General features: G+C 68.7%; 25 protein-coding genes and 1 pseudogene. 10 read left to right on the top strand and 16 right to left on the bottom strand.

Annotated features, from left to right (window positions below):
• Positions 1-5 precede the first annotated feature (5 nt).
• The 13 genes from IPJ17_19555 to IPJ17_19495 form a co-directional block, all read right to left on the bottom strand.
• Positions 6-743: a response regulator transcription factor gene (locus IPJ17_19555; GenBank protein ID QQR73640.1), complete on the bottom strand. Its 738-nt coding sequence runs from the start codon at positions 741-743 to the stop codon at positions 6-8.
• 9 nt (positions 744-752) lie between these two features.
• Positions 753-1,820, bottom strand: a complete 1,068-nt coding sequence (locus IPJ17_19550; protein QQR73639.1) for a histidine kinase — start codon at positions 1,818-1,820, stop codon at positions 753-755.
• Positions 1,820-2,518 carry a hypothetical protein gene (locus tag IPJ17_19545; protein ID QQR73638.1) on the bottom strand — a complete coding sequence of 233 codons (699 nt, stop codon included), beginning with the start codon at positions 2,516-2,518 and terminating at the stop codon, positions 1,820-1,822. Before IPJ17_19545 ends, IPJ17_19550 begins: the two co-directional genes overlap by 1 nt.
• Positions 2,508-2,996, bottom strand: a complete 489-nt coding sequence (locus IPJ17_19540) for a hypothetical protein (GenBank protein QQR73637.1) — start codon at positions 2,994-2,996, stop codon at positions 2,508-2,510. The genes IPJ17_19545 and IPJ17_19540 overlap by 11 nt, the downstream gene beginning before the upstream one ends.
• A gap of 111 nt (positions 2,997-3,107) precedes the next feature.
• Positions 3,108-4,451 (bottom strand): L-lysine 6-transaminase, encoded by a 1,344-nt coding sequence (locus tag IPJ17_19535; protein ID QQR73636.1) that lies wholly within the window; start codon positions 4,449-4,451, stop codon positions 3,108-3,110.
• Positions 4,452-4,566: 115 nt separating this feature from the next.
• Positions 4,567-5,715 (bottom strand): sensor domain-containing diguanylate cyclase, encoded by a 1,149-nt coding sequence (locus tag IPJ17_19530; GenBank protein QQR73635.1) that lies wholly within the window; start codon positions 5,713-5,715, stop codon positions 4,567-4,569.
• A 68-nt stretch (positions 5,716-5,783) separates the two neighbouring features.
• A complete protein-coding gene (locus IPJ17_19525; protein QQR73634.1) occupies positions 5,784-7,592 on the bottom strand; it encodes a protein BatD in 1,809 nt (602 codons plus the stop codon).
• A complete protein-coding gene (locus tag IPJ17_19520) occupies positions 7,589-8,383 on the bottom strand; it encodes a hypothetical protein (protein ID QQR73633.1) in 795 nt (264 codons plus the stop codon). Before IPJ17_19520 ends, IPJ17_19525 begins: the two co-directional genes overlap by 4 nt.
• Positions 8,380-9,396 (bottom strand): VWA domain-containing protein, encoded by a 1,017-nt coding sequence (locus IPJ17_19515; protein QQR73632.1) that lies wholly within the window; start codon positions 9,394-9,396, stop codon positions 8,380-8,382. The genes IPJ17_19520 and IPJ17_19515 overlap by 4 nt, the downstream gene beginning before the upstream one ends.
• Positions 9,393-10,391, bottom strand: coding sequence for a VWA domain-containing protein (locus IPJ17_19510; protein QQR73631.1), 999 nt, complete (start codon positions 10,389-10,391; stop codon positions 9,393-9,395). Before IPJ17_19510 ends, IPJ17_19515 begins: the two co-directional genes overlap by 4 nt.
• Positions 10,391-11,344, bottom strand: coding sequence for a hypothetical protein (locus tag IPJ17_19505; GenBank protein ID QQR73630.1), 954 nt, complete (start codon positions 11,342-11,344; stop codon positions 10,391-10,393). The genes IPJ17_19510 and IPJ17_19505 overlap by 1 nt, the downstream gene beginning before the upstream one ends.
• A complete protein-coding gene (locus tag IPJ17_19500; protein QQR73629.1) occupies positions 11,341-12,270 on the bottom strand; it encodes a DUF58 domain-containing protein in 930 nt (309 codons plus the stop codon). The genes IPJ17_19505 and IPJ17_19500 overlap by 4 nt, the downstream gene beginning before the upstream one ends.
• A 10-nt stretch (positions 12,271-12,280) precedes the next feature.
• Positions 12,281-13,270, bottom strand: coding sequence for an AAA family ATPase (locus IPJ17_19495; GenBank protein QQR73628.1), 990 nt, complete (start codon positions 13,268-13,270; stop codon positions 12,281-12,283).
• 185 nt (positions 13,271-13,455) lie between these two features.
• On the opposite strand from IPJ17_19495, the gene rsmA reads away from it, so the two are divergent.
• The 5 genes from rsmA to IPJ17_19470 all read left to right on the top strand — a co-directional run bounded on the left by rsmA (position 13,456) and on the right by IPJ17_19470 (position 17,219).
• Positions 13,456-14,262, top strand: a complete 807-nt coding sequence (rsmA, locus tag IPJ17_19490) for a ribosomal RNA small subunit methyltransferase A (protein QQR73627.1) — start codon at positions 13,456-13,458, stop codon at positions 14,260-14,262.
• Between the two features lie 394 nt (positions 14,263-14,656).
• Positions 14,657-15,601, top strand: a complete 945-nt coding sequence (locus tag IPJ17_19485; GenBank protein ID QQR73626.1) for a hypothetical protein — start codon at positions 14,657-14,659, stop codon at positions 15,599-15,601.
• An 82-nt stretch (positions 15,602-15,683) separates the two neighbouring features.
• Positions 15,684-16,202 (top strand): hypothetical protein, encoded by a 519-nt coding sequence (locus IPJ17_19480; GenBank protein ID QQR73625.1) that lies wholly within the window; start codon positions 15,684-15,686, stop codon positions 16,200-16,202.
• 167 nt (positions 16,203-16,369) lie between these two features.
• Positions 16,370-16,735, top strand: a complete 366-nt coding sequence (locus IPJ17_19475; GenBank protein ID QQR73624.1) for a transposase — start codon at positions 16,370-16,372, stop codon at positions 16,733-16,735.
• A gap of 127 nt (positions 16,736-16,862) precedes the next feature.
• Positions 16,863-17,219: a hypothetical protein gene (locus IPJ17_19470; GenBank protein ID QQR73623.1), complete on the top strand. Its 357-nt coding sequence runs from the start codon at positions 16,863-16,865 to the stop codon at positions 17,217-17,219.
• Between the two features lie 188 nt (positions 17,220-17,407).
• Here the strand turns inward: IPJ17_19470 and IPJ17_19465 are convergent.
• Positions 17,408-17,707, bottom strand: a pseudogene (locus IPJ17_19465) (SEC-C domain-containing protein).
• A 223-nt stretch (positions 17,708-17,930) separates the two neighbouring features.
• On the opposite strand from IPJ17_19465, the gene IPJ17_19460 reads away from it, so the two are divergent.
• On the top strand, positions 17,931-18,785 hold the full coding sequence (locus IPJ17_19460; GenBank protein QQR73622.1) for a hypothetical protein: 855 nt from the start codon (positions 17,931-17,933) through the stop codon (positions 18,783-18,785).
• A 1,460-nt stretch (positions 18,786-20,245) separates the two neighbouring features.
• Here the strand turns inward: IPJ17_19460 and IPJ17_19455 are convergent.
• Complete coding sequence (locus IPJ17_19455) at positions 20,246-20,701, bottom strand: transposase (protein ID QQR73621.1); 456 nt, start codon at positions 20,699-20,701, stop codon at positions 20,246-20,248.
• Positions 20,702-21,007: 306 nt separating this feature from the next.
• Here IPJ17_19455 and IPJ17_19450 point away from each other — a divergent pair, with 306 nt between their 5' ends.
• Positions 21,008-21,421: a PH domain-containing protein gene (locus IPJ17_19450; protein ID QQR73620.1), complete on the top strand. Its 414-nt coding sequence runs from the start codon at positions 21,008-21,010 to the stop codon at positions 21,419-21,421.
• 654 nt (positions 21,422-22,075) lie between these two features.
• The gene (locus IPJ17_19445; GenBank protein QQR76232.1) at positions 22,076-23,197 is read left to right on the top strand and encodes a beta-lactamase family protein; all 1,122 of its coding nucleotides are present in this window, start codon (positions 22,076-22,078) and stop codon (positions 23,195-23,197) included.
• A gap of 313 nt (positions 23,198-23,510) precedes the next feature.
• Here IPJ17_19445 and IPJ17_19440 read toward each other — a convergent pair whose 3' ends face one another.
• The gene (locus IPJ17_19440) at positions 23,511-24,443 is read right to left on the bottom strand and encodes a transposase (protein QQR73619.1); all 933 of its coding nucleotides are present in this window, start codon (positions 24,441-24,443) and stop codon (positions 23,511-23,513) included.
• Between the two features lie 210 nt (positions 24,444-24,653).
• Here IPJ17_19440 and IPJ17_19435 point away from each other — a divergent pair, with 210 nt between their 5' ends.
• The gene (locus IPJ17_19435; GenBank protein QQR76231.1) at positions 24,654-24,869 is read left to right on the top strand and encodes a type II toxin-antitoxin system HicB family antitoxin; all 216 of its coding nucleotides are present in this window, start codon (positions 24,654-24,656) and stop codon (positions 24,867-24,869) included.
• The gene (locus IPJ17_19430; GenBank protein QQR76230.1) at positions 24,794-25,093 is read left to right on the top strand and encodes a type II toxin-antitoxin system HicA family toxin; all 300 of its coding nucleotides are present in this window, start codon (positions 24,794-24,796) and stop codon (positions 25,091-25,093) included. The genes IPJ17_19435 and IPJ17_19430 overlap by 76 nt, the downstream gene beginning before the upstream one ends.
• Positions 25,094-25,099 lie beyond the last annotated feature (6 nt).

Here is a 25,099-nt window from a genome sequence, read left to right as displayed (position 1 = left end):
CCGCTTCACAAGGCGCCGCGCAGCCGGTCGTGTCCGGCGCGGCTCACCGGGAGCTTGGTGCCGTCGGCCAGGCGGGCGATCCAGCTGTCCTTGGCGTACAGATCGAGCCCCACCAGCCGGTCGAGATTGAGCACGAACGAGCGGTGGATGCGCACGAAGGCTCGCGGGTCGAGGCGCTTCTCGAGGTCGCCGAGTGTCTGCTGCTTGCGGAAGGTGGTCTTGCCGCAATGGAAGACGAGGTAGTCGTCGCGCGCCTCGACGAAGTCCACCCGCGCCACCGGGAGCACGTGGACGTGCCCCTCCTCGCGGATCAGGATGCGTTCGAGCAGGCCGCTGCCGCGCGCCTCGTCGGCGAGCCGCTCGGGTGACGCGACCGGGCCGGCCCCCCGGGCCACACGGTCGCGGGCGCGCGAGAGGGCCTCGGCGAGCCGTTCCGGGTCGATCGGCTTGAGCAGGTAGTCGACCGCGTGCACCTCGAAGGCACGCAGCGCATGCTCGTCGTGCGCCGTGCAGAAGACCACCGCCGGGGCCCGGTCGCCGAGCAACTCGAGCACCTCGAAGCCGTCGAGCTTGGGCATCTGGATGTCGAGCAGCACGAGGTCGGGTGCGAGCTCGCCGGCCAGGCGCACCGCCTCGAATCCGTTGGTGGCCTCGCCGGCGACCGTGACGTCGGGGTGGACGGCCAGCATCTCGCGCAACACGGCACGGGCGGGCGCTTCGTCGTCGACGAGCAGGAGACGCACGGTCGAATGCTAGCTCGTCGGCGCCGGGCGTGCCGGCAGGCTGAGCTGGACGCGGTAGCGGTCGGGCGACGGCGTCGCGAGGACCGTCGCCTCGCGGCCGAAGATCGCCTCGAGACGGGCCCGGACGTTGGCCAGGCCGACGCCGGCGCCGCGCGACGGCGGGCGGTCGGGGTCGCAGCGGTTCTCGACCTCGAGCTCGAGCCGACTGCCGCGCCGCCGCGCCGCGAGGCGCACCTCACCCCCTTCGAGAAGGTGCGCCACGCCATGGTGCACGGCGTTCTCGACCAGCGGCTGGAGGACGAGCGGCGGCACGGCCAGCGCAAGGGTGTCCTCGGCGATGTCGGTGACGACGCGCAACCGCTCGCCGAAGCGCACCTCTTCGATGGCGAGATAGGTCTCGGCGAGATAGAGCTCTTCGCCGAGCGGGATCTCGCGCGTCCGCCCGAGCTTGAGGCTCTTGCGGAAGAAGCCGGCGAGCAGCAAGCACATGCGGCGTGCGGCGGCCGGGTCCGAACCGGTCAGTGCCGAGACCGAATTGAGGCTGTTGAAAAGGAAGTGCGGATCGAGCTGCGCCTTGAGCGCGCGGAGCTCGGCCTCTCCCGCCAGCACCTGGGCCTCGAGCGTGCGGCGTTCCGACTCGCGTGAGCGCTCGAAGGCCATCATCAGGTGGTGGAGCAGCAGGGCGAGCGCGTAGAGCAGCGTGCCGCAGGCGAAGAAGAGCGCCGCGGCGCCGCGGAATCGCGTCGCGGCGCCGGCGAAGCGCGGCAGCACCGCCAGCAGCTCGCTCCAGCCGACGCCGGCTGCCAGCCAGCCGAGGGCCGAGATCGCCGCGGCGGTGGCCCCGGTGGCCAGCGGTCGCCCGAGCGACTCGCCCGTCGCCGGCACGGCGCGGACGACGTACCAGGCGGTCAGGCAGTGAAAGCCGTAGACCAGGGCGAGCGGCAGCGCGACGGCCAGCGACTCGCTCCAGGGGCCCGGCTGCGTCAGCCCGAAGGTGCCGGCCAGCAGCAGCCCGAGCGGGACCCAGAGGGCCAGGTAGATGGCCAGTTGGCGCGGATGGGCGAGCAGTGGGTGCATCAGTTCGTCACGTCGACGCCGCCCATCACCGCGAAACCGCGGATGGTGAGCTCGCCACCGGCCTCCCCGGGCACGGGGTGGGTCTTGTCTTCATAGGCACCGAGCAGCGGCACGACACGGCCGTTGACTCTCCAGTCCGGCGGCACGGCGATTTCGATACCTCCCCAGAAGGCTAGAACGTCGAGAACAGCTCCCGGTTTCACCGTGCGGGCCTGGCGGAGGTCGATCTTGCACCCGCCCATGAAGGCCGCGGCATTCCCGCCGCGGAACTCCTGGGAGGCGCTCTTGACCTCGTTGCCGGCCAGGGCGGCGAAGGTGTCGACCGTGGAACCGCTGTCGACGACCCCGTCCGAGAGGGAGGAACGGCCGAGGGAGCGCCGCACCAGCACGACACCGAGGAGGATCAGGATGGCCGGGCCGAGGAGCCGGCCGACGTGCAGGTCGATCTCCGCGCCGAGCCGGTTGGCGACCAGCAGGGCCCCGACGACTCCCCAGACGAGTGCCCAGCCGATGCAGCGGCGGCCCTGGAGGAGACAACTCGCGGAGAGGGCGAGCACGGCGACCGGCAGGAGCCAGTCGAGGTAGAGCCGGCCCTCGACCAGATTCAGGTTGTCGAGCAGCAGGATCGCGCCGAAGGCGAGAATCGCCAGCCCGACGACCAGGCGCGGCGAGAGGATGGAACGGTGGTCAGCGTCCATGATCGTCCCCCTGGAGGTGGGTGTGCGGGTCGAGCCGTGCCTCGAGGATCCGCCGCTCGGCGTCGCCGGCCTGTCGTTCGGCCGCGAAGGCTCGGTTCTCTGCGTCGCGCGAGCGTTCGTAGTCGGCACCCGGCTGCTGCCCGTCGCGGTCGAAGACGGCGCGCAGCGCCATGAGTCCGCCGACCCCGATCAGCAGGATCGGCCACGAGTTGTGCCACGACAGGCCGAGCCATCCGAAGGTGCTGCAGAGCGCCCAGCCGCCGACGACGAGCAGCCAGGCGCCACCCCAGCGCTCGCCGCGCTCGCGCGGGAAGAGGAGCTTGACCGTGCCGAGGCCGAGCAGCAGGAGTGGCCAGAGGCGCCACACCAGCCGGGAGTCGAGTAGATCGAGCTTGCCGGCCAGCGAGAGGGCGCCGACGAGGATGAGGAAGATCCCGAAGACCAGTCGGGACGGGTGGAACCTGGAACGGTCGATCATGGTCGCTCACCTCCTGCCGCCCCGGGATGCGGCGGCAGGAGAGAGCGTAGCGAGCGGGTAGCCACCGGTCTTCGGCCTGCCGGCGAATGGCGGTCGGCAGCCGGCGAGCGCTCAGCCGAGCACGACGGAGAGCGCCTTCTCGACCCGGCGCAGGGCTTCGTCCGCCTCGGCGGTGCTGAGACTGACCGGCGGGCGGAAGCGGACCGCGTGGTCGCCGGAGGCGAGGCCGAGCACGTCGGCCTCGTTGAGCGCCTTGAGCGTGCGGTTGCGGATCTCGTTCGAGGGCAGGTCGACCGCCAGGAACATGCCGCGTCCGCGAGCGTTGGTCACCCGACCGGGGAAGTGCTCCTCGAGCCGCTGCAACCCGGCCAGCAGATAGGCGCCGACGCGCGCCGCGTTCTCGACCAGGCCGTCCTCTTCGATGATCTCGGTGTACCGCTGGCCGCGCACCATGTCGACCAGGTTGCCGCCCCAGGTCGAGTTGATGCGGCTCGAGACCTTGAACACCGAGTCGACCTCGTCGACCCGGTGACTGGCAGCGATCCCGCACACCTGGGTCTTCTTGGCGAAGGCGAAGACGTCGGGCTCGACGCCGAAGTGCTCGAAGCACCACCAGCGGCCGGTCGTGGCGTAGCCGGTCTGGACCTCGTCGAAGATGAGCAGGAACTCGGCCTCGTCGGCGAGATGGCGCAGCGCCTGGAGGAACTCGCGACGGAAGTGGTTGTCACCGCCCTCGCCCTGGATCGGCTCGATGATCAACGCGGCGATCTCGTCGGGATGGTCGACGAGCGCCTGCTTGATCTCGCCGATCGCCCGCCGTTCCGCCGCCTCGACGTCGGCGATCACCTGCTCGGTGAGCGGGAAGCGCAGCTTCGGGTTGATCACTCGCGGCCAGGAGAACTTCGGGAAGTACTGCGTCTTGCGCGGGTCGGCAGTATTGGTCAGCGAGAGCGTGTAGCCGCTGCGGCCGTGGAACGCCTGCTGGAAGTGGATGATCTGCGAGCCCTTCTCCCCTTTGCCGCGCGCCAGGTTCTTGCGCACCTTCCAGTCGAAGGCGACTTTGAGGGCGTTCTCCACCGCCGCCGCGCCGCCCTCGATGAAGAAGAGGTGGTCGCGGAAGCTGGGCGGCACGGTGCGCGAGAAGGTCTCGACGAACTCGGCGAGCTCCGGGGTGTAGATGTCGGAGTTGGCCGGTTTGTTGAGCGCCGACGGCAGGATGCGCTCGCGGAACTCGGGGGTGTCGACCTTCGGGTGGTTGTAACCCACCGGGCAGGTGGAGAAGCTGCCGAAGAAGTCCAGCACTTCGCGACCCCGCACCAGGTCGTAGAGGAAGGAGCCATGCGACCGTCTCAGGTCGAGAACGAGATGGTAGCCGTCGACCAGGATGTGGCGCGACAGGACGGCATGAACATCCTCGGGCGCGACGTGGACCGAGGGAAGCGTCGTCGTGGACATAGGAGCCTCTCGGGAACCTCTTGCGAGCTGGGTCCGGGTGGGTGCCCGGAGCAGACAGGACGCCAGAGCTCGGCGTCGGATGGTCCCGTGAGGGTACCACCGGCCCCGGGGACGGTCAACGCGCGGAGGCTTCGGAATGAAGGCGCCGGCGCACCGGCTCGCCGGCAACGGCGGTGCGATTCCTGCCGGTCTCTTTGGCCACGTACATGGCCGCGTCGGAGAGTCGCAGCAGCGTGCTCTTGGCCATGGCCAGGTCGTGCTCGTCGGCGCAGTGACGCAGCAGCGTGGCGACGCCGATCGAGGCGGTCAGGCCGGAGAGATGCAACGGCTCGTGCTGGATCTCGCCCGCCGCGTCGCAGAAGGTCGTGGCGACGATCTCGCTGCGCACCTCTTCGGCGACGGCCACGGCGTCCTGGAGCTCGAGACCGGGTAGCGCGAGCACGAACTCGTCGCCGCCGTAGCGGGCGAGCTGGGCCTCCGGGTCGCAGACGACGCGCCGCAGCAGGTGGCCGACTTCGCGCAGCACCTGGCTGCCGGCCAGGTGGCCGTGCTGGTCGTTGACGCGTTTGAAGTAGTCGAGATCGAGGAAGACAAGCGCGAGGTCGCGGCCGCTCTCGCGCGACTCGAGGATGGCGCGCTCGAGCGCGAGGTGGAGGAAGCGGTCGTTGTAGAGGCCGGTGAGGTTGTCGCGCCGCGCGATCTCCTGCGCCAGGCGACCGTCGAGGACGTTCTGGATGGCGATCGAGATGTAGCCGGCGAAGATGTCGAGCAGATTGCGGTCCTGCTCGCTGAAGCCGTCGCTGCCTCGCCGGTTGACCAGCTCGAGCACGCCGCAGACGTCGTTACCGATGCGGATCGGGATCGCCACGAGCGACTGCGAGCGGTACTCCGTCGCCTTGTCGACCGCGCCGTAGAAGAACGCGTCGCGACCGAGGTCGCTCGTGTGGTACGGCTTGCCGGAGAGGTAGACGTGCCCTGCGACCCCCTTGGCGGCGGGAATGCGCTGACCGACCAGCAGATCCGCCTTCTCGCCGAAGGCGGCGATGAAGGTGAGGAAGTTGAGATTCCGCTCGGGGACCTTCTCGCGCGGGTTGTCGAGCAGGATCGACCCCGCGTCGGAGGGGACGAACTCGTTGGCCTTGCGCAGCACCTCGACCAGGTTGCCCGCCAGGCTCATCTCCGCCTGGGGCGACGCGCGGCGTCGCTCGAGGAACTGCTCGAGAGCGTCGCCGTCGAGGATCTGCACGTCCACCATGAGGGTCACTCCAACATAGCAGAACCCCTCTCCCCGTCCAAGGAAGCGGGAGCTCGCGCGGGTGCGCCGGAGCGGTGTCAGTGCAGCTCGCGGGCGAGCTGGCGGGAGCGCTCGGCGAGGTCGGCGGCGAGCGACTCGGTGGCCGAGAGCTCGGGAGCGAAGCGCAGCAGGTGGAGGTCGCCAAGGAAGGCGACGAGCCGGTCGGCCGTTTCCCGTCCGACGCCCTGAGTCGAGAGCAGCTCTCCCCACTGGCCGATCGGACTGTCGGCCGGCAGGTGCCACCGCTCGGAGAGATAGTCGCGCCAAGCGTCTTCGATCGCCCCCGCCGCCTGGCGCGGCCGATTCTCGCGACGTGCCTCGTCGAGGCGGGCGAGGAGCCGGCGGCGAGACTGCGCACGCGGAGAGCGGCTGCGGCGCCATCCCATCACGGCTCCGACCCCGCCGAGGGCGGTGAGCGCCCCGCCGCCCGCCCAGACGGCGGCGAGCAGCCAGGTCGGCAGAGTGGACGCTGCTGGGGAGACCGGCCCCTCGGGTGCGGACGGCGTCGGCTCGTCCCTCGCCTCGGGTCGCGCAGCGGCCACGTCGGACTCGCCGGGGCGGGCGCGCGCCTCGAGGCTCAGGGGCTGGCTCGCCGCGGTCTTGAACTGCCCCGCCTTCGGGTCGAAGTAGGTGAGCGAGAACGGGGGCAGAGCGAAACTGCCGGAGCGCTCCGGCACGAGGACGTAGGACCAGGTCCGCGCGCTCTTCAGCCGGTCGCCGGCGAGCTCCTCGCTGCTGCGGCTCTGCGGCGGGAAGCGGCGGATCCCGCTCGGCGTGGCGGGCTCCGGGTCGGGCAGGCTCCGCAGGTTGCCCGGTCCGGAGACCGAGAGCGTCAGCGTCGCCGCTTCTCCGGCCGTCACGGACGCGGGCTCGATCCGAGCCTGCACCGCGAGCGTGCCGACCGCCCCGGCGAAGCCCTCCGGAGCGCTGGGGAGCGGCCGGACGTTGATCGTCATCCGCTCGGTGGCCCGGCGCACTTCGGCCGGTCGGCCGAGCGGAGTCCCCCAGGGCGTCAGCTCGGTGACCTCGACGATGGAATCGACCGTGACCGGCGGAATCTCGAACTTCCCGGCGGAGAGCGGGAAGAGCGCACGCCGCAGCAGCGGGACGCGACCGTACCGCTCGCCGTCGACCTCGACCCATTCCGGACGAGGCCGATCAGGGAGCTGGATTTCGCGCACCCAGAAGCCGCGAAACTCCGGGAGGTCGCGCGGACTGACCCGGTGGACGTCCGCCTGGGTGAGCAGATAGAGCGTGAACACCGCCTGCTGACCGACGTAAGGATCCGGCGGATCGAGCGCGACGGCGAGCCGCACCTTCGGCGCTCGCGCGGCCGCCCGCGGCGCCTGGCGCTGGGAGAAGAGCTCGGGGAAGAGCTGGGCGAACGGGTCGGCCGGCGCGCTCGGCGCTCGCGCGGCGCGGCCCGGCGGGGCGGCGGTCTCGACGCGGGCGTCGAGATCGGCGAGCTTGTGCTGGGCGTCGCCGAGTGCGACGACGAGGTTGCGCACCTTCGCCGCCCCGACGGCGAGTGGGCGCAACTGCCATTGGAAGGAGACGCTGCGCGCCGTCTCGCCGTTGACGAAACGGAAGTTCTCGGCGCGCGAGGGACCGGCGGCGATCTCGAAGTTCTCGAGGTCGAAGGTCGGCCGGGGAGCGAGCGAGGCGAAGCCGCTCGCCCCGACCTCGATCGTCAGCACCGCGGCTTCGTCGAGACCGATCACTTCGGGCTCGAGCCGCGCGGTGATCCTCGGCTCGTCGGCGCCCCACGCCGGCGCCGCGAGCGCCGCGGCGACGAGGGTGAGCGCCAGCAGGGCGACGAAGCGAGGCGAATCGACGCGACCGCTCACCAGTCGATCTCCACCTTGGCCCGGGCCGCGGCACGGCGCTGCGCCTCGCGCCGTCGCTGGTCGCGTTCGAGGTTCTCGACCGCGGCGAGCAGCGCGGCGGCTTGCTGGGCGTTCATGTCGGGCTGGTCCTCGAACTTCGGTTCCGGTTTGCCGCCATCGGTCTTGGGTTGCTCCTGCGGCGGCTTCGACGGGTCGTCCTTCGGTGGGTCCTGCGAGCGGTTCTGCTTGCCGTTCTTGTCGTCCTGCTTCGGGTCGGGCTGCTTCTGCTGCTGTCCCTGGTTGTTCTGCTGCGGGTTCTTCTGCTGCTGCTCGAGGCGACGCAGGGCGAGCTCGAGGTTGTGCTTGGCATCGGCCGACGCCGGATCACGCAACAGCGACTCGCGGTAGGCGGCGACGGCGCCCCGGGCGTCTCCGCCGGCGAGCCGGGCGTTGCCGAGATTGTAGTAGGCAAGCGGCGCGAGCATCGGCGAGGCGTCCTGCGCGGCCGACTCGAGCAGCTCGGCGGCGCCGCTCGCACCGGCGCGCAGCCGGCCGGTTCCGGCGTTGAAGCGGGCCTCCGGCAGCTCGGGACGAAGGCGGAGGGCCTGGTCGAGCGCTGCGGCGGCCGACGGCGCGTCGTTGGCGGCGTAGGCCTTGCGGCCAGCGGCCGTGCGCTCACCCGAGTTGTGCAGCCAGCGTTCGGCGCGCGCCGGCGGCTCGGTCTCGGCCGAGCTCGGAGCGGCCGGCGCCTGAGCGGCACCCGCCAGCCCCGTCACGAACAGCAGCGCGGCGCCGATCGCATGGCGGCTCAAGACTCCTCCTCCCGGCGCCGCGGCGGCGCGGCGGTGAACGGTGAGAGCGTCGCGGCGAGCCCGAGGGCCAGCAAGGCGAGCGCCAGCGGCCACTGGAACCTCTCGCCGAGCGACGTCACGGTCTGCGAGTCGATCGCCCGGGTCTCCATCCGGCGGATCTGCGCGACGATCGGGCCCGGATCCGAGTTGGCGTTGCGTGCCTCGATCAGGGTGCCGCCGCTCGCCTTGACCAGCGCGGCGAGGCTGTCTTCCTCGAGGCGGCTGACGACCACCTTGCCCTCCCGGTCGCGCTTGTACCCGGCGGTCGCGTCGCCGGTCGGCACCGGTCCGCCGGCCGTCGTGCCGACCGCCACGGCGTGGACGGTGATGCCGGCCTCCTTGAGCTTGCCCGCGATGCCGGCGAGCGATTCGCCGTGGACCTCGCCGTCGGAGAGCACGACGAGGGCGCGGAACTGGTGGCCGCCTTCCGGGAAAAGCTTCAGGGCGCGCTCGAGCGCCGGCTCGAGACGCGTGCCGGGGATCGGCGCCGAGCCGGCTTCGACCCCATCGAGCAACAGGTCGAGCACCGCCGTGTCGGTGGTGAGCGGGGAGAGCACGACACCGGTCCCCTCGGCCTGGACCAGGGCGACGCGGTGTCCGGGCAGTGCCGCGGCGAAGCGTCGGATCATCGACTGGGCGACCCAGAGGCGGGTCGGGGCCACGTCGGCCACCGCCATCGAACGCGACGTGTCGAGGACGAAGACGATGTCGACCCCCTGCCGCTCGACCGTTTGCGTCGTCTCACCCCAGCGCGGGCGGGCGAGCGCCGAGACGAGAAGCGCCACGGCGAGCGCGGGCAGGCCGACGTTCAAGGCGAGGGGCCGCATCTGGCCGCGGCGCAGGCGACCCCAGAGGGCGCGTGCCACCCAGGCCGCCTCGGCGGTCGCGCGGCGGCGCCAGATCCAGGCCGCCAGCGCCGCCAGCGCCGGGGCGAGCAGCAGGAGCCAGAGAAGCTGCGGCTGGCCGAAGCTCATGGCTCCACCGTCCAGCCGGCGAGGGCGACGAGCGGTACCAGCGCCAGGAGCGCCAGGGCTCCCCAGGCGAACGGCATGAAAGCCTCCTGGTAGCGCACGTAGCGCTTCACCTTGAGTGGCGTCTTCTCCAGCCGGTCGATCTCGGCGAACACCCCGCGCAGCGCGTCGGGATCGGTCGCCTGGAAGAACTTGCCGCCGGTCCGCCGGGCGATCTCGGCGAGCAGCTTCTCGTCGACCTCGACGTTCATCAGCATGCGCCGCGTCCGCACCTGGCCGGTCAGCGGATCCTGCTCCTGCACCGGGACCGGCACCGGTCCGGCGCGTCCCACCCCGATGGTGTAGACGCGCAGGCCGAGGCCCTGGCAGAGCGCCGCGGCCGACACCGGGTCGATCTCGCCGGCGTTGTTCATGCCGTCGGTGACCAGCACCACCACCCGGCTCTTGGCGCCGCTCGCCTGGAGGCGGCGCGCCGCGTTGGCGAGCGCGACGCCGATCGCCGTGCCGTCCTGGGCCTCGTTGAGCTCGATCGCAGCGAGCAGCTCGTCGAGCATCGCGCGATCGCTGGTCAGCGGAGCGCGGGTCATCGCGGTGCCGCCGAAGATCGTCAGGCCGAGCCGGTCGCCGGTCCGCGCCGCGACGAATTCGCGCATCACCCGCTTGGCGACGGCCAGCCGGTTCTTCGGTTGGAAGTCCTCGGCGCCCATCGAGCCGGAGGTGTCGAGGACGAGCTGGATGTCGATCCCCTCGGTGAGGCTCTCTTCCCAGGCGTAGCCGAGCTGCGGCCGGGCAAGCGCCACCACCGTCAGGGCGAGCGCGGTCAACCGGAGATAGAACGGCAGATGGAGACGCCAGACCGTCCCGGCGGCGACCGGCAGACGGCTCGCGAGGAGCGCGCCGTGCCGCGGGCGCCGGTGGTGCCACCAGGCGAGCAACGGCAGGGCGGCAAGGGCGATCAGCCACCAGGGCGAGGCGAAGCTCGGCGTCGGCATCGGCATCACGCGGCCGCTCCGCGGGAGGTGGGAGTCGCGACCGCTTCGGCCGGCGGCTGCAACTGCCCTTCGATCGTCTCGGCGAGCTCGCGCGCCGTCGCCAGGCGAGCGGCGAGATCTTCGGCGCGCGCCGGGCGCCGGGCGAATTTCACGCCGTCGCAGTCGCGCAGCAGTTGCACCGTGCTCTTGACCGTGGCGGTCGCGATCCGCCGCGAGCCGAGCTCGCGCTGGATCTCGCTCGTCGTGCTCTCGGCGGCGTGGAAGCCGAACGACCGGCCGAGGTAGCGGCGCAGGGCGAGCGACAACACGGCGTGGCCGGGCTCGGGTGGCGTCGTCGGTCCGAGCTCGCCGAGGGCGTGGAGAAGCTCCTCGAGCGGCGGAATCTGGCGCGTCGGCCGCCCGACGGCGCGGCGCCGGCGTTCGAGCTCGACGAGCCAGCCGCCGGCGGCGAGCGTCAGACCGGCGAGCAGCGCGAGCAGCCACCAGAAGCGCATCTCGCGCGGCAGCTCGACCGGCGCCGCGGCGGGCTTCGGCTCGACCTTGGCGGGCTCGGCGGGAAGAAGCGAACGCACCTGGAGTCGAATCGGCGCCGCTGGTTTCGCCTCGCCTCCACCCGGGAGCCTCACCGTCACGGACGGAAGCTCGATCTCGCCGGTGCGGAAGGCGGCGACGACGATCCGGCGCTGCCAGGTGCTTCCGGCGGTGTGGGTCGGCGGCGCGGCCTCGACGACGGTGACGTCTCCCCACTGCTTGCCCGGGTCCGGGAACTGCGGCTCTCCCGCCGGCGAGTCGACGCTCAGCGTGACGGTGACGCGATCGCCGACGGTCGATTCGGCCGGGGCGATGGTGACCGCCACCGGACGCCCGCCGGCCTGGGCGACGAGCGAGAACGGCGCGCCCAGGGCGAGCAGGAGAACGACGCCGCCGAGCGGTCCCCGGCGAGCCGCTGGAGTCCTCATCGCGAGAGCCTCCGCCGGCGGGCGGCGAAGAAGGAGACGAGCGCCGGCAGGTAGGGGCGGTCGGTGCGCAACTCGAGATGGTCGACGCCGAGCTGCCGGGTCAGGCGCCGCAGCGCTTCGCGCCGTGCCGTCTCGCGCACGGCGAGCGCGCGACCGGCGCGGCGCGGCGAAACCACGGCAAGGCCGCCGGTCTCGGCGTCCTCGAGCAAGACGGGACCGCTCGCCGGCATCGCGAGGTCGCGCGGGTCGACGACCTCGACCACCACCAGGTCGTGTCGCGAGGCGGCGAGCTTCATCGCGCCGCTCGGCAGCGGAGCGATGAAGTCGGAGACGAGGAAGACGACGGCGCGCTGCCGCAGGTTGGCGAGCGCGGCGCGCAGGCCGAGGTCGAGGTCGGTGCCGCCGTGCGCCGGGCGACCGAGCACGTCGCGCACCAGCCGCAGGACCTGATTGCGACGGCGCGCCGGACGGAGATAGAGCTCGAGGCGGTCCGACATCAGCGCCGCGCCGACGCGATCGTGATTCGCCAGGGCGGCGAAGGCGAGCAGCGCCGACACCTCGGCGGCGAGCTCGCGCTTGAGGATCGCCCGCGAGCCGAAGCCGAGGCTGCCCGAGACGTCGAGGGCGAGGAAGACCGTCAGGTCGCGCTCCTCGACGAACTGCTTGACGTAGGGCTGCCCCATGCGTGCGGTGACGTTCCAGTCGATGTCGCGCACGTCGTCGCCGGGCTGGTACGGGCGGACCTCGGAGAACTCCATCCCGCGTCCGCGGAAGACCGAGTGGTAGTCCCCGGCCACGCCCTGGTCGATCAGGCGTCGGGTGGAGATCTCGATCCGCCGCACGCGGCGGAGCAGGTCGGCGGGCAGGAGCGTGCCGCCCGGGGGCGGCGGCGGCTCCGGCGCCCGGCGCCAGAGGCGATCGAGCACGGGCGTCGCCTCAGGGCACTTCGACGCGGTCGAGGAGCCGGCGGACCAGGTCGTCGGTCGAGACGTTCTCGGCCTCGGCCTCGTAGGTCGGGACGATGCGGTGCCGCAGCACGTCGAGCGCCAGCTCCTTGACGTCTTCCGGCGTGACGAAGCCGCGTCCGCGCAGGAACGCCATCGCCTTGGCGGCGCGAGCCAGGTAGAGCGTGGCGCGCGGCGAAGCGCCGAAGCCGATCAGCTCGGCGAGGTCCTTGGCGCCGTGCGCCTTCGGGTCGCGCGAGGCGGCGACGAGGTCGAGCAGGTAGTTGCGCAGCTTCGGGTCGAGGTAGATCGCGTCGGCGGTCTCGCGCAGGGCGAGCAGCCGCGTGCGATCGAGCGCCGGGGCGACCTCGATCTCGTGCTCGACGAGCATCCGGTCGAGGATCTCGCCCTCTTCCTGGCGCGTCGGGTAGGTCAGCGAGAGCTTCAACATGAAGCGGTCGACCTGGGCCTCGGCGAGCGGGTAGGTGCCCTCCTGCTCGATCGGGTTCTGGGTCGCCAGGACCATGAACGGCTCCTCGAGCCGGTAGGTCGTGTCGCCGAGCGTGACCTGCTTCTCCTCCATCGACTCGAGCAGCGCCGACTGCACCTTGGCGGGCGCCCGGTTGATCTCGTCGGCGAGCAGGAGCTGGGTGAAGATCGGGCCCTGGCGCGGCACGAAGTCGCCGCGCCGCTGGTCGTAGATCAGCGTGCCGAGCAGGTCGGCCGGCAGCAGGTCGGGGGTGAACTGGACGCGGCGGAAGCCGAGATCGAGCGAGCGGGCGAGGGTCTTGACGGCGAGCGTCTTGGCGAGCCCGGGCACGCCTTCGATCAGCACGTGGCCGCGCGCGAGCAGTGCGACGAGCAGGCGGTCGACCAGGTAGTCCTGGCCGACGATGACTTTGCGGATCTCCTGCTCCACCTGGCGGAGCGCGAGGGCGTCGCGCTCGACGCGTTGGGAGAGTGAGGCGAGATCGACGGTCATGGCATTCCTCCGCGGCCGTAGTCGGCCGCGTAGGCGAGGTGCAAGCCGGGTGCCAGCCCGATTCCGCCGGGATCCCTGCCGCGCGCCCGTCGAGCGGCCCGAATGGCCGCTTCTCGCGGCATGCCGGGCTCGGCGGCGACAGGGGGTGAGCCGGATCGGCGGGCGTCGCATGCCAAAATGGCCTCGTGAAGCCCGTTTCCAGGTCCGGCACCGCCGGCCGACCGGCCCGCCGCAAGGCGCTCGGCCAGCACCATCTCCGTTCGGGGTCGCTCTGCGAGCCGCTCGTCGAGTTCCTCGAGCCGGCGGGCCACAGGATCGTCGAGATCGGCCCCGGCGGCGGCGTGCTCACGCGCGAGCTGCTCGCGAACGGCGCCCGCGTCTCGGCCTGGGAGCTCGATCTGGCCTGGGCCGCTCATACGTCGAGGCTGCTCGGTCGCGACGCCGTGCAGATGGTCGTCGGCGACGCGCTCGATCTCCCCTGGGAGGGCCTGCCGGCAGGGACGCGGGTCTGCGGCAATCTTCCCTACGCGGTGGGCACGGCGATCGTCAGCGCGATGCTTGCCCGCGCCACCGCGGTCGATCGCGCCGCGTTCCTCCTCCAGCTCGAGGTCGTCGAGCGTCTCGCCGCCGCGCCGGGCAGCAAGGCCTACGGTGCGCTCTCGGTGCTCACCGCCGCACGCGCGGAGGTCTCGATTCTCGGCCGCCTCGGCCCGAAGGCCTTCGTGCCGCCGCCGAAGGTCGACAGCGCCTTCGTCGGTCTCCGCCGTCGCCCGGCCCCGCTCCCCGAGCCCGAGATGGCCGGCCTGACCGACGTCGTCTTCGCCGCCTTCGCCCAGCGCCGCAAGACCCTCCGCAACTCCCTCTCCGCCAAGTGGGGCCGCGACGTCGCCGAGTCCGCCCTCGCCGCCGCGCACATCTCTCCCGAGCTGCGGGCCGAACGCCTTGGTCTCGCGGAGTTCGTGGAGCTGGCAATCGCGCTCGGGAAGCGGTGACCATCGCCGTTCCCGAGCGGTGATTGACGGACCGGGGACCGTTCGCCCCGAAGCTGCAGGCCGTCGAGCGGGCCTCGAGGCCCGAGACTGAATCCGACCTTCGAACGGTGCACGAGCTGAAGCAGCACCGCGGGTGAAGACCGCTCGAGTCCGAGTCCAGTTCCTCGATCCCGGTGCCCTCGGTGCGCACAGCCGGACCAACTCCGCCCCGGTATTGGTTGGTAATCTAGTACCCGTCACCAGAATTGCTAGTGGCCGCGAGTACGTTTACACTGCGCCTCAATACAGAAATCAAGGCGCCTCGGGGCACCGATGATCCGACTTCCCACCTCTTGCTTGTGCGACGCTGTCATGCAGGACGCGAGTTTCGTGGCGGTCGACGAGGCGTAGTTGGGTGCCCGTGGACTGTCCACACGGAGGCTCTATTTCGCTCGAATGGGGAGCCCTGATCGGAGAGTACGCAAGCGACGACGGCGCCTTCATTATCAAAGGGCGCGCGGTCGAGTACGAGGGTAAGCCCTCTCCTCCCATCGGTAGCTTCCTGCGCAATCAGTGGCTCTCTCGTGGTACCGTCGAGGCCACGCTCCATTTCAGCGCGGTCGAGGCTGTCTCAGCAGCAGCCCTCATCCTGAATTACAACCTCGCTTCGAAGGCCTTCCTCGCAGCAGGGCTCGGAGGCCCAGGCCTTTTCGCCATTCGGAGCTTCGCAGGGCAGTGGAACATCCACGATGCGACGGGCGAAATCTCGAATCTGCGTCCGGAACGCGACTATCGCCTCGTGGCCACCCTCGCCGGATCCAGCGTCGCTCTTAGCGTGAATGGCGTTCAGGTACTAGCTACCCAGATAACGTCACCGCTCCAACGAAGCCAAGTGGGGCTCTTCTTCCTCTCGCACCACGACGTTCGCGTTTCTGACTTCCTCGTCCGTGACGAGAAGCCGACGGCATTCGTCGTCATGCAGTTCTCGTCCCCGTACAACGAGGTGTACTCCGACGTCATTCAAGGCGTCTGCAAGGCCCTTGGCGTGCATCCCCAAAAGACCGACGAGGCCTTTGGACCGGGTGTCATCATCGCGGACATCGCGCGGCAGATCGTCGAGAGCCATCTTGTTATCGCAGAGCTCTCGCCATCGAATCCGAACGTGTATTACGAGGTTGGATTCGCCCACGCCCTACGGAAGCCGACCATACTCATCGCGGAGAAGGGCACGCAGCTGCCGTTCGACGTCTCACCGTTCCGCGTTCTCTTCTATGAGAACTCCATCCCCGGCAAGACCCGCTTCGAAGAAGGTCTTCGCCGCCATGTGGAGGCGATCATCGGCCCACGCTCGGGCACCTGACCGGGCGCTCAAGCGGACTCGATAGCACTCGCCGGTTAGCGCCATTCATTGTGTGACTTGGATTCCCTGGGAGGAGGCCAGATTGAGAACCCTTCGTGTCGCCTGCTCACTACTTGGCCCAGCCATTCTTCTTGGATCCTGGTTGACGCAACAGTTTGTGCTCGACCGATGGAGAGACCAGCTGGGAAGGCTTGCTTCCGCGGAGTCATCTTGGGATATCTATCGCTCAAGCAATCTCTTGTTCAATGGTCTGAACGGTGTCAGGAACATCGATTCCGACACGCTCAAGCGGTGGCAGCTGAAGACGCTCGAGGTCGGCCTTGGGAAGATGGAAGCGGCGCTTGATGAGGAGATTTTGCGGCAGGAGTACTCGGCAGTTCTCGAGTCAGAAGACGGCGGATCCGGAGATGCGTTTGGCGCGATGGAACTGAGGTTCAAGGCCAGCATGAAAGCGATCGAGCGCCAGCGAGCCGGCTTGAGAGAGCGAAAGAACCGAGCTCAGTTTCAGTTCTGGATCGCATATCTCGGTGGCTCCTCCGTCGTTCTCTTAGGTGCGACGCTGAAAGCAGCTGAGGAGCTCCGCAGTGCGCAAGTCGCCTAAGAGGTTGCTGCAAAACCTGCGCGAGGTCGCTCGTTTCGCATAGGGTCGCTTGCAAGACCCCGGGAGGCATGATGCGCGGAGAAGAGAGCGGTCAGGGCGCTGCGTTCAGCTACGTTTCGGCAGAGGAGCGCGTTCCTGCCGACCATCCGTTGCGTGCGATCCGCCGCATGGCTGACGAGGCGTTGGCTGGGATGCAGGCGGACTTCGACGAGCTCTACTCGTGGACCGGCCGCCCTTCGATACCTCCGGAGCGTCTTCTGCGTGCCCTCCTGTTGCAAGCGCTCTACACGGTTCGCAGCGAGCGCCTCTTGATGGAGCAAGTCAACCACAACCTGCTCTTCCGCAGGTTCGTGGGCATGGACCTCGACGAGAAGGTCTTAACGCCGACCGTGTCCTCGAATTACCGCGACTGTCTGCTCACCGGCGACGTAGCGTCGCGGTCCTTGAACGAAGTGGTCCGGTTGGCCCGCGAAAAACGCCCGAAGAGGTGCCACCCGATACTCCGGTCGGCTGGCCCACAACGGGCCGCGTAGGCGCCCGCCCGCTGGCGGACAGAGACGTGAGGTGCTTTGCATGACGTCGAGCCGACCGCTATGGAAGCAGCTTCTAAGGTGGGTTGCCGTGCTCCCTTGTGGCCTCGCGGCGTCAGCAGCTGTTCGCTTGCTCATCCGCAACTGGAGCACGGTCGAGGGCGGCGCGCCGCCAGTTGACGATGGGCTGCTCGCCGCATTGTTGATTGACTTCACTACGGTCGCGAGTGCGGCGGCCCTCGTCGTCGGAGGCGCACTCATCGCACCAGCCGGGCGTGTAATAGTAGCCACTGTTCTCGGGACACTGAACGCCGGCTCTTGGTGGATGCTTCTGTTTCTCGAGCTGTCACTCAACCGGGTACTCGTTACCGGAAAGCGCCCTGGCGCACTGTGGGTACTCATCGGGTCGGTTCTGGGTGTCGTATTCGTCCATAGGCAGGAAGGCGCCCGGATGTCGAGTGATGTTGAGCGAAGACCAATCGAGTGAATTCGAATTCGGGGACCGCTGAGGAGAATGAGGTGCCACCCGAATTCTCGACCGGCGTCCTCGTTGTGTTCGGTCTTCGGGGGCCGGCCGTTCGACAGGACGGCGACCAGGCGCAAAGTGGTGACCCCTGGCGCGTGGTTTCAGCGGACGTCAGGTCAGGCCTTCGGCCAGCCCTGGCCCCGCTGAGCTCAAGAGCGATCAGGCCGCGCAGGAGAGCTGAGGGGCAACCCCGGCCGGTTTCGCCGAAGTTGCCCCGAGATCTCATCTGCTGTAGGAATCGCGATCTGAGCCGTCATAGAAAGCCCGAGCGCATGCAACAGTTCTTGAAACCTCCGGCCAGAGCTGCAGGGGCAGAGGTCGTTGCGCCCGAGCTTCTCCACGAGCTCCTTCTCTCCGCCGACCACGCGGAGCCCGAGCTTGACACGCGTCTCGGAAGGGAATCCCTTCCTTCGCTTGCTACTGGGCTCGAAAGGAAGGGAGGTCGTCGAGCTGGTTCTTCCTTGCCATCTCGCACCTCCTTGGGCTGCGGCGCTGCATCGCGCCTCGCAGAGTTGCGCTTTCTAACACGGCCGGTCCGGCATTCACAAGTTGGTGGTGTGGCGTCGAGCCATGCGCTTCAGCCGCCCCGCCCCTTGCGCCGCGGCTCAGTTCGCTCGGTGGCCGCTGCGGGGCGCGCGGCTGAGCACAGAACGCGATAGGCACCACCTGCGCATGCGCTCACGGCTCGCCGCCTTGCTCGTCGTCGGGTTGACGACTCTCGCGTCGTGCGACGCCCATGCCGAGACGTCCGTTGCGAGCGTCTCTTCGTTGGAGAGCGGCATCCGCGAACAGATGCGCGCGCTGTCCTCAGCGCCTGGTCCGCGTCTCAGCTTTGAGCGGCTCTCGCACACGCATGGTCTCCCAGCTTCGGCCTATGCCGACTTCGTCGTGGTGCGCACCCTGTTCGAGGCCACTCGCGACGCCGGCTTCTGGAATCTCGGCTGGACCATCACGAACCGTGAGCCCGCTTCAGACGCCATCTGGAGTCAGTGGGCGAAGGTCACGCAGCCGTCGACCCTGCGTCCTACCGCCTACGCAGAATGCGACGAGCTCTCAGCGCTCTTTGCCCTGCTCGTGAGGCGCCTTGGTGTGCGAGGTGTGGGGCTCTTCTGGCCCGCTTCCAATCACACGGTGGCCGTGTGGAGCACACCCGGCATCCAGCGCCCGGTTCGTCTCGTAGTGCCCACGACCCAGATCCTCCTCAGCTCAGCGGACATGCTTGGCACCGTGCAGTTCGACCCCTGGCGGCAGAAAGCGATCTACGAGTACTCCCGTTCCGACATCGCGCCGAGCTCTCCTCTTCCCGACAGCCTCGTGGGCTTCTTCTTGCGCCAGATGCAGCACTACGCTTCGGCCACCGACGAAACGCTCCAGTACATCCGGTATCTCAGGGACGGGGTCTTCAACGCGCAATTCAGAGCAGGTCAGGCGGCCCTTCTCGCCCGTCAGCGGTCCAAGCAGGTCGTCGGCGAAGTCGATCGGCTCGCTCTCGAGCAGTTCGCAAAGGACATGGAAGCAAGACCCTGAACGACGGTGCGCCGACCGTACCGTTGCAGCCGAGGGTCACTCGTCCGCCAGTTCAGGCCCACCAGAATGAGGTGCCACCCAGAATGAGGTGCCACCCGATTCCCCAATCGCCGCGACGGCCCAGAGTCGTCTCGGAATCTTGGACCGATGGGATGAGGTGCCACCCGATTCTCCGCTGCCCTGCCGCGCGCCGGGGCGAGGCGACGCGCTCGCCCCAAGCTCCTGGCCGCCGAGCGGGCCTTGGAGAGTTCGCCACCTGCCCCAGGCTCCGGCCCGCCTTGTCCGCAACGTGCAGGAGCTGCTCGACCACCGCGACGCCGCCACCACGATGATCTACACCCACGTCCTCCACCGCGGCGTCCGCCGCCCCGCCTTCGACCTCTCAGCCTCCGGTGATATGTGGCGCTACACGCCGCGTTTGACACTCACCACCCGGCTGCCTAGACTGCCCGCAAGTCAACCAGCGATGCGACTTCTCGCCCCGCCCCCCGCTCCAACCCCGCCGGTGTTACACGGCAAGAAGTGCCGTGTTCGCCGGTTCGCGTGGGAGGTGGGGTGGGGTCGAAGGTAGAGTCAGGCGACCCGTGAGACCGGTAGCGCTCGCAGTGCTTCTACCGATTCTGCTGTCTTGCACAGCTGGATTTCGCCGCCCATCTCCTGGGGTGACCGAATCGCGGCAGGAATTGATCTCGCGGCCCGCGCCAGAGAGCTGGAATCCGGGTTCCATTTGGGTCTTCGTGCTTCTCGATGCCCACGGCGAGATCGTGCGGTCGCTGACTTTTCGCATTACTGATCGACCCGCCGACTCTTGCTTGGCAGGCGACTGGAGAGTCCTTGAGACGCTGGCCGAGCGACCTCCTCGAGACCCGATGTTTCAAGGCAAACCGGCGTACGAGATAAGTGGCTCTGCGATTCAGATCGACTTAGCAGCCAATCTGTGTGACAACTCCTACCCTCTCAGAGGCAAGCTCAGCGAGCGAGGTGTCGGCGGCGAGCACGGGACCGAGACCATGTGGGGAGGCGAGACTATTGGCACGTTCTACGGTGCGCCGGTGGTGCAGTAGTGGCCGGTTCGCCTCACAATTCGCATCTTGACTCCTCCCGCAAGCACCTATGCACGAGTCGATAACGTTGGTCGGGACTGCAGTCGTATCTTCGGCCCCTGAGGGGAGCGTATTGGGCTCCGGGCCAGGATGAAATCCGCGCGCGGGGAGCCAGTCGCTTGCACCGGCCCCGGAGGCCAGAATGGCTATTGGCTCGTTCCCCGCGTCGGTCGTACCCGAATCGTCATCGATGTCGTGCGCCGCGCAGCTCGCGGCGGGTTGACGGTGTCAGGCAGCCATCCGTCTCACCTCGAAGTGGGTGTCGCGCGTGGCCACTGCCCAGGCGTGCCGCGCCAGTCGATTCGCCAAGGCAACCGCGGCCTTGTTGTGCCCGAGGCGAGCGGAGGTGGCGAGCGCTCAGGCGCGGACCGCTTCCGGCTCGCGCTGCTGGTGGGCCGCGGCGAGGACGGCTCGTGCGCGGTGGAGGGGGGCGAGCTCCTGCTGCGCGAGAGTCTTGACGGGCACCGGGCGGATCTCGTCGTTGCGGAAGGCCTCGAGGAGCGCTTTCGCATCGGCGCGATCGGTCTTGTTGCCGATCCGGTAGCGGCGGACATGCTGAGCCGGAAGGAGTCGCACCTGGTGGCCGAGTCGCTCGAGCTCGCGCGCCCAGAAGTGCGCGGTGCCGCAGGCCTCGAGGAGAACCATCGCCGCCGGCTGCTGCGCGATGAGCTCGAGCAATGCCGGGCGCGTCAAGCGTCGTCGCAGTCGCACCTGCCCCGGCCGCGTGGAAACGGCCACTTCGAAGACGCTCTTTGCCAGGTCCACGGCGATGACGGTACGCCCGATGTCCCGGGCTGTCGTAGTCTCACTCACGGACTCCTCCTTTCCAGGGAGCATGCGCTCATGACTCCGACGACTGTGGCGCTCCAGATGCCGACCGAGTCGAGGGAGGAGTCCATCTCATCATTGCAACCGACGCGCCACTTGCGCCTCGGCTCGCTTCGCTCGGTAGCTGATGTGGGGCGCGCGGCTGAACTCCGGATCCGCTTGGCACCGCACTAGAAGTCAACGTGAGCAAGGCGTCGTGAGAAGCGAAGCAGTCGCACAGCTCAGACCGCTCGAGCGGAACTGCGTGTTCATTTCGGTGACGCTCGCCACCTCCAACGCCGGTGGGCGCAAATGACCTACCGTGGCTCCTGGCGACACACACGCGGGCTCGGCCTCGTTGCGTTCCTCCTCGCCGTGGCCTCCGCCGCTGCAGCCTGGGTGTCGGCGCCGGTTCTCTGGCTTGTGCCCTTCTGCATCGTCGCTTGGATGGCGGGTCTCAGTCTTCTCTGGATTCGGCTCGATGCCGACGGCATGACCTACCGTGGCTGGCTTCGCAGGCACGACGTCCAGTGGCAACGGGTGATCGCTATCACCAGAACCGAGGACCTTCCCTACCCGCGGTGCCGTCTCTATGGGCCGGCCAGCTACGAGATCCGCACCGCCGATGGTGCCTTCGTCATCAACCTTCTCTATTTCTCAACCGACCTGGTCAGGTCGTTCCAGAGCCGTACGGCTGCCCGCGAGCGCCAGTGCCGCGGTGCTTAACACGTCGTATCTGGACTCCTCCCGCAAGTACCTATGCACGAGCCGATGACGTAGGGCACGACTGCAGTCGTATCGTCGGCCTCTGAGCGGAGCGTGTGGGGCTCCGGGCCAGGATGAAATCCGCGCGCGGGGAGAGAAACGCTTGCACCGACCCCGCAGGCCAGAATAGCTATTGGCTCATTCCCCGCGTCGGTCGTACCCGAATCGTCATCGATGTCGTGCGCAGCGCAGCTTGCGGCGGGTCGATGGTGTCAGGCAGCCATCCGTCTCATCTCGAGGCGGGTGTCGCGCGCCGCAGTTGCATTTTCCCCGGCCGCGTCGAGGCCGCCACCTCGAAGACGTTCTTTGCCAGGTCGATGAAGTTCTCGTAGTCTCGTCCCCGGAATCATCCTTTCCAGGGGGTATGGGCTCATGACTCCGACGACCGTGGCACTTCAGATGCCGGGCGAGTCGAAGGAGGAGTCCATCTCATCATTCGAGCGGACAAGCGGACCTCGCGCGTTCGCCGCTCAACTCATGATCCGGTAGGCAGCACTCAAGTTGCCCAGAGGCTTGATGGATCCTGTTCAACTCGGCACCAACGTAGTACCCGACGGCGCCCGCGGGGCGTCAAGGTCGTTGCTCCGCGTGTGTTTCCGTGCGTTCCTCGCGCTGATGGCGCTCGGCGGCTGCGCGATGCGTCCGCCTGCCAAGGCTCTGCCGGACGCCGCCACGATCGACAGCACGGCCCGTGCCCTGATGCAGCGTGAGCACGTCCAGGGACTGGCGCTCGCCGTCATCGACGGCGGCGTCGTGGTCCACGTGGCTGCCTACGGGGTCCGCAACGCCGCGGGCGCCCCACTCACCACCCAGACGATCCTGTATGGCGCGTCGCTGACGAAGGCCGCCTTCACGTATCTGGTGATGCAACTCAGGGAAGAAGGCCGGCTGGATCTCGATGCCTCGATCGCGACGCTCCTCCCCCGCCCGCTGCCGGAGTACGACGACTATCGGGATCTCGCGGGCGACGAGCGGTGGAAGAAACTGACGTTGCGGACCCTGCTGACACACACGTCGGGTTTCGCCAACTTCCGCTGGCTCGAGAATGACGGGAAGCTCCGCTTCCACCACGATCCCGGGACTCGCTATGGGTACTCCGGGGAAGGCTTCTATGTCGCCCAACTGGTGCTCGAGGAGGCCCTGGGCCTCGATGTCGGGCGCGAGATGCAGACCCGACTGTTCGACCGGTTCGGCATGACCCGGACGAGCATGCAGTGGCGACAGGACTTCCGCGCGAATCTGGCGGACGGTTTTCGGATCGACGGGACCCCCGAGCCGCACGACGAGCGCTCGAGCGTGAGTGCGGCCGGCTCCATGGACACCGACATCGACGATCAGTCTCGGCTCTGGGCGGGCATCGTGCGAGGCGACGGGCTGACCGCCGCCTCCCGTGCCGAGATGGTCCGGCCGCAGGTGCCGATCACCTCCGCCCACCAATTCCCGACGCTCGCGCCCGAAACCAATTCCGCCAACGCGACCATCGGGCTCGCGGCCGGCCTGGGGTTGGTCACCTTCCAGGGCGCCCGCGGGAGAGTGTGGTTCAAGGGCGGGCACAACGAGTGGACCGCGAATATGGTCGTCTGCATCGAGGGCCAGAAGCGCTGCCTGGTCCTGCTCTCGAACGACGTGCGAGCCGAGCGAATCTACCCCGAGCTCACGGGAGCCATCCTTGGTCAGACGGGAATGCCGTGGACTTGGGAGTACGAGTGGTTCCCACCGGTTGCCGGCAGGCCGTGAGCGTTGGCGCCCACCGATCGTCTGGCGGACGGTTCCCCGTGAGCCAGAGAACGAGGTGCCACCCGAATTCCCAGTCGCCGCGACGGCCCAGAGTCGTCTTGGAGACTCGATCATGAGTCAGGCTTCTCCGCGGGGGAAGATCGCGCCCTCTTCTAGGGTCGTCGTGAGCTCGCCGAGCCGAGAACGAGACTGAGCCTTCGGGCGGCGCCCGTCGAAGGGCACGAGAGGGCTCTCTTGCGCAGCCTTCGGCCCCAGCAGGCATTGGCAGTGCCTCAGATCCAGTCCTCGGAATCGAGCGCGCCTGCGCTGAGACTCAGCCGCTCCGAGCGGCAACACGGAAGGGAAGCGCCGGCGGAAACGCGCCTTCCGGGAAGACGACCGTTCGCACGCCGGCGCGGAGCAGCCGCGCGGCGTGCTGGTAGGCCTCCCGAAAGGCGAAGTAGGCCTTGCGCAGCGCTCGTCGGACCTCGGGTGCCACGGCATGGACGAGCGGTGCGGGTGCCTTCTTGATTCGGTTCGGCTCGTGGTGTGGGCTCTGGCGACAGACGGCTTCCCGACCGAGTGGGGGCTTGCCGGTCTCTTCCTCGCGCTGCTCTCCCCAGGTCTCGATCTCCGCGATCAGGTCCTGAATGCGTGCTCGATAGGCCTCGGGGTCGAGCGACCGCCAGCAGGGGAGTGGGGACAGCGTCAGCTCCTCCTCGACGACGTAGTCCTTCGAGTCCAACAGGATGCCCTTCCTCCGCGCCTTCGACTCGAGCGTCCTGTCGTGCCAGTGCCCGACGACCGGCGTACCTTCGACCAAATGCCGCGCGCAGTGAGCTCCCGGCCAGTCGAGCGGCGAGGCGACGAGACCCTCCTTGACGCCATGCGCCAGGAGATAGGCGAGCCGATCCACCTGGGCCTCCTCCTCGTCCGAGACCGGGATCGCCTGATAGCGCCGCCCCCAGAACTTCTCGCGCCATTGGGCGAGCCGGCCGGCCTCCCGGGCGAGGTTGGAGTCGAGGTAGTTCATGAAGGCGGCGAGTTGGAGCGCGTCGAGGACGGAGAGCAGCAGGTGAAAGTGATTGGAGAGGAAGACGAAGCCGACGACCTCGATGGCGTAGAGCCGCGCGGCGCGGGCAAGGACCCCAGCCACGGTGTCGTTGAGAAGGGCCGAGGGTCGGAGCAGAAGGCGGCCCTGCAGGGTGCGGCAGGTGACCTCGACCAGCCCGCCGCCCGGGGGGATGTAGCGCAATCTTCTCGCCATGCCTCCCTAAGACGAGAAGCGGGGCGGCGATCTTGCGGGAAGCGGGGCGGCGTGCTGGGTGCGCGAGACCCACTGGCGCGCTGCAGGTTCACCAGAAGGGTCTTGAAAATCGGGTGGCACCTCCTCTGGGCACCTCCTCTGGGGAAAATCGGGGAAAATCGGGTGGCACCTCCTCTGGGTGGAAAATCGGGTGGCACCTCCTCCCTGCGGATGACCGGAGTTTTCGATGTGGTCGTGGAACGCGACGAGGAAGGCATCTATGTTGCGTCCGTGCCTGCGCTTCCTGGATGCCATACGCAGGCGGAGTCGCTGGACCAACTCATGGAGCGGATCAAAGAAGCGATCGCGCTCTGCTTCGAGGTCGAGGGCGACGAGGCCTCGAATCTCGACTTTGTAGGCGTTCAGCGCGTCTCGGTTCCGGCGTAAGCCGCCTTCCTGCCGTTACCGGAAAGCAGCGGATCTCGGCGCTCGAGCGCGCAGGCTTCGTCGATCTGCGTGTGAAAGGAAGCCATCATTTCCTCCGGCACGAGGACGGTCGGACAACCGTCGTCGCCGCTCATGCTGGCGAAGCTCTCGGTCCGGGCTTGCTGTCGAAGATCCTGAGGGACTGCAAGCTCACGCGCGACGGCCTGGCCGATCTGGTCCGATAGTTACGG

It is taken from the genome of Holophagales bacterium (assembly GCA_016699405.1).
Taxonomy (GTDB): Bacteria; Acidobacteriota; Thermoanaerobaculia; order Multivoradales; family JAGPDF01; genus JAAYLR01.
The sequence above is the reverse complement of the archived record's forward strand: the minus strand, read 5'-3'. Positions and strand labels throughout refer to the sequence as shown.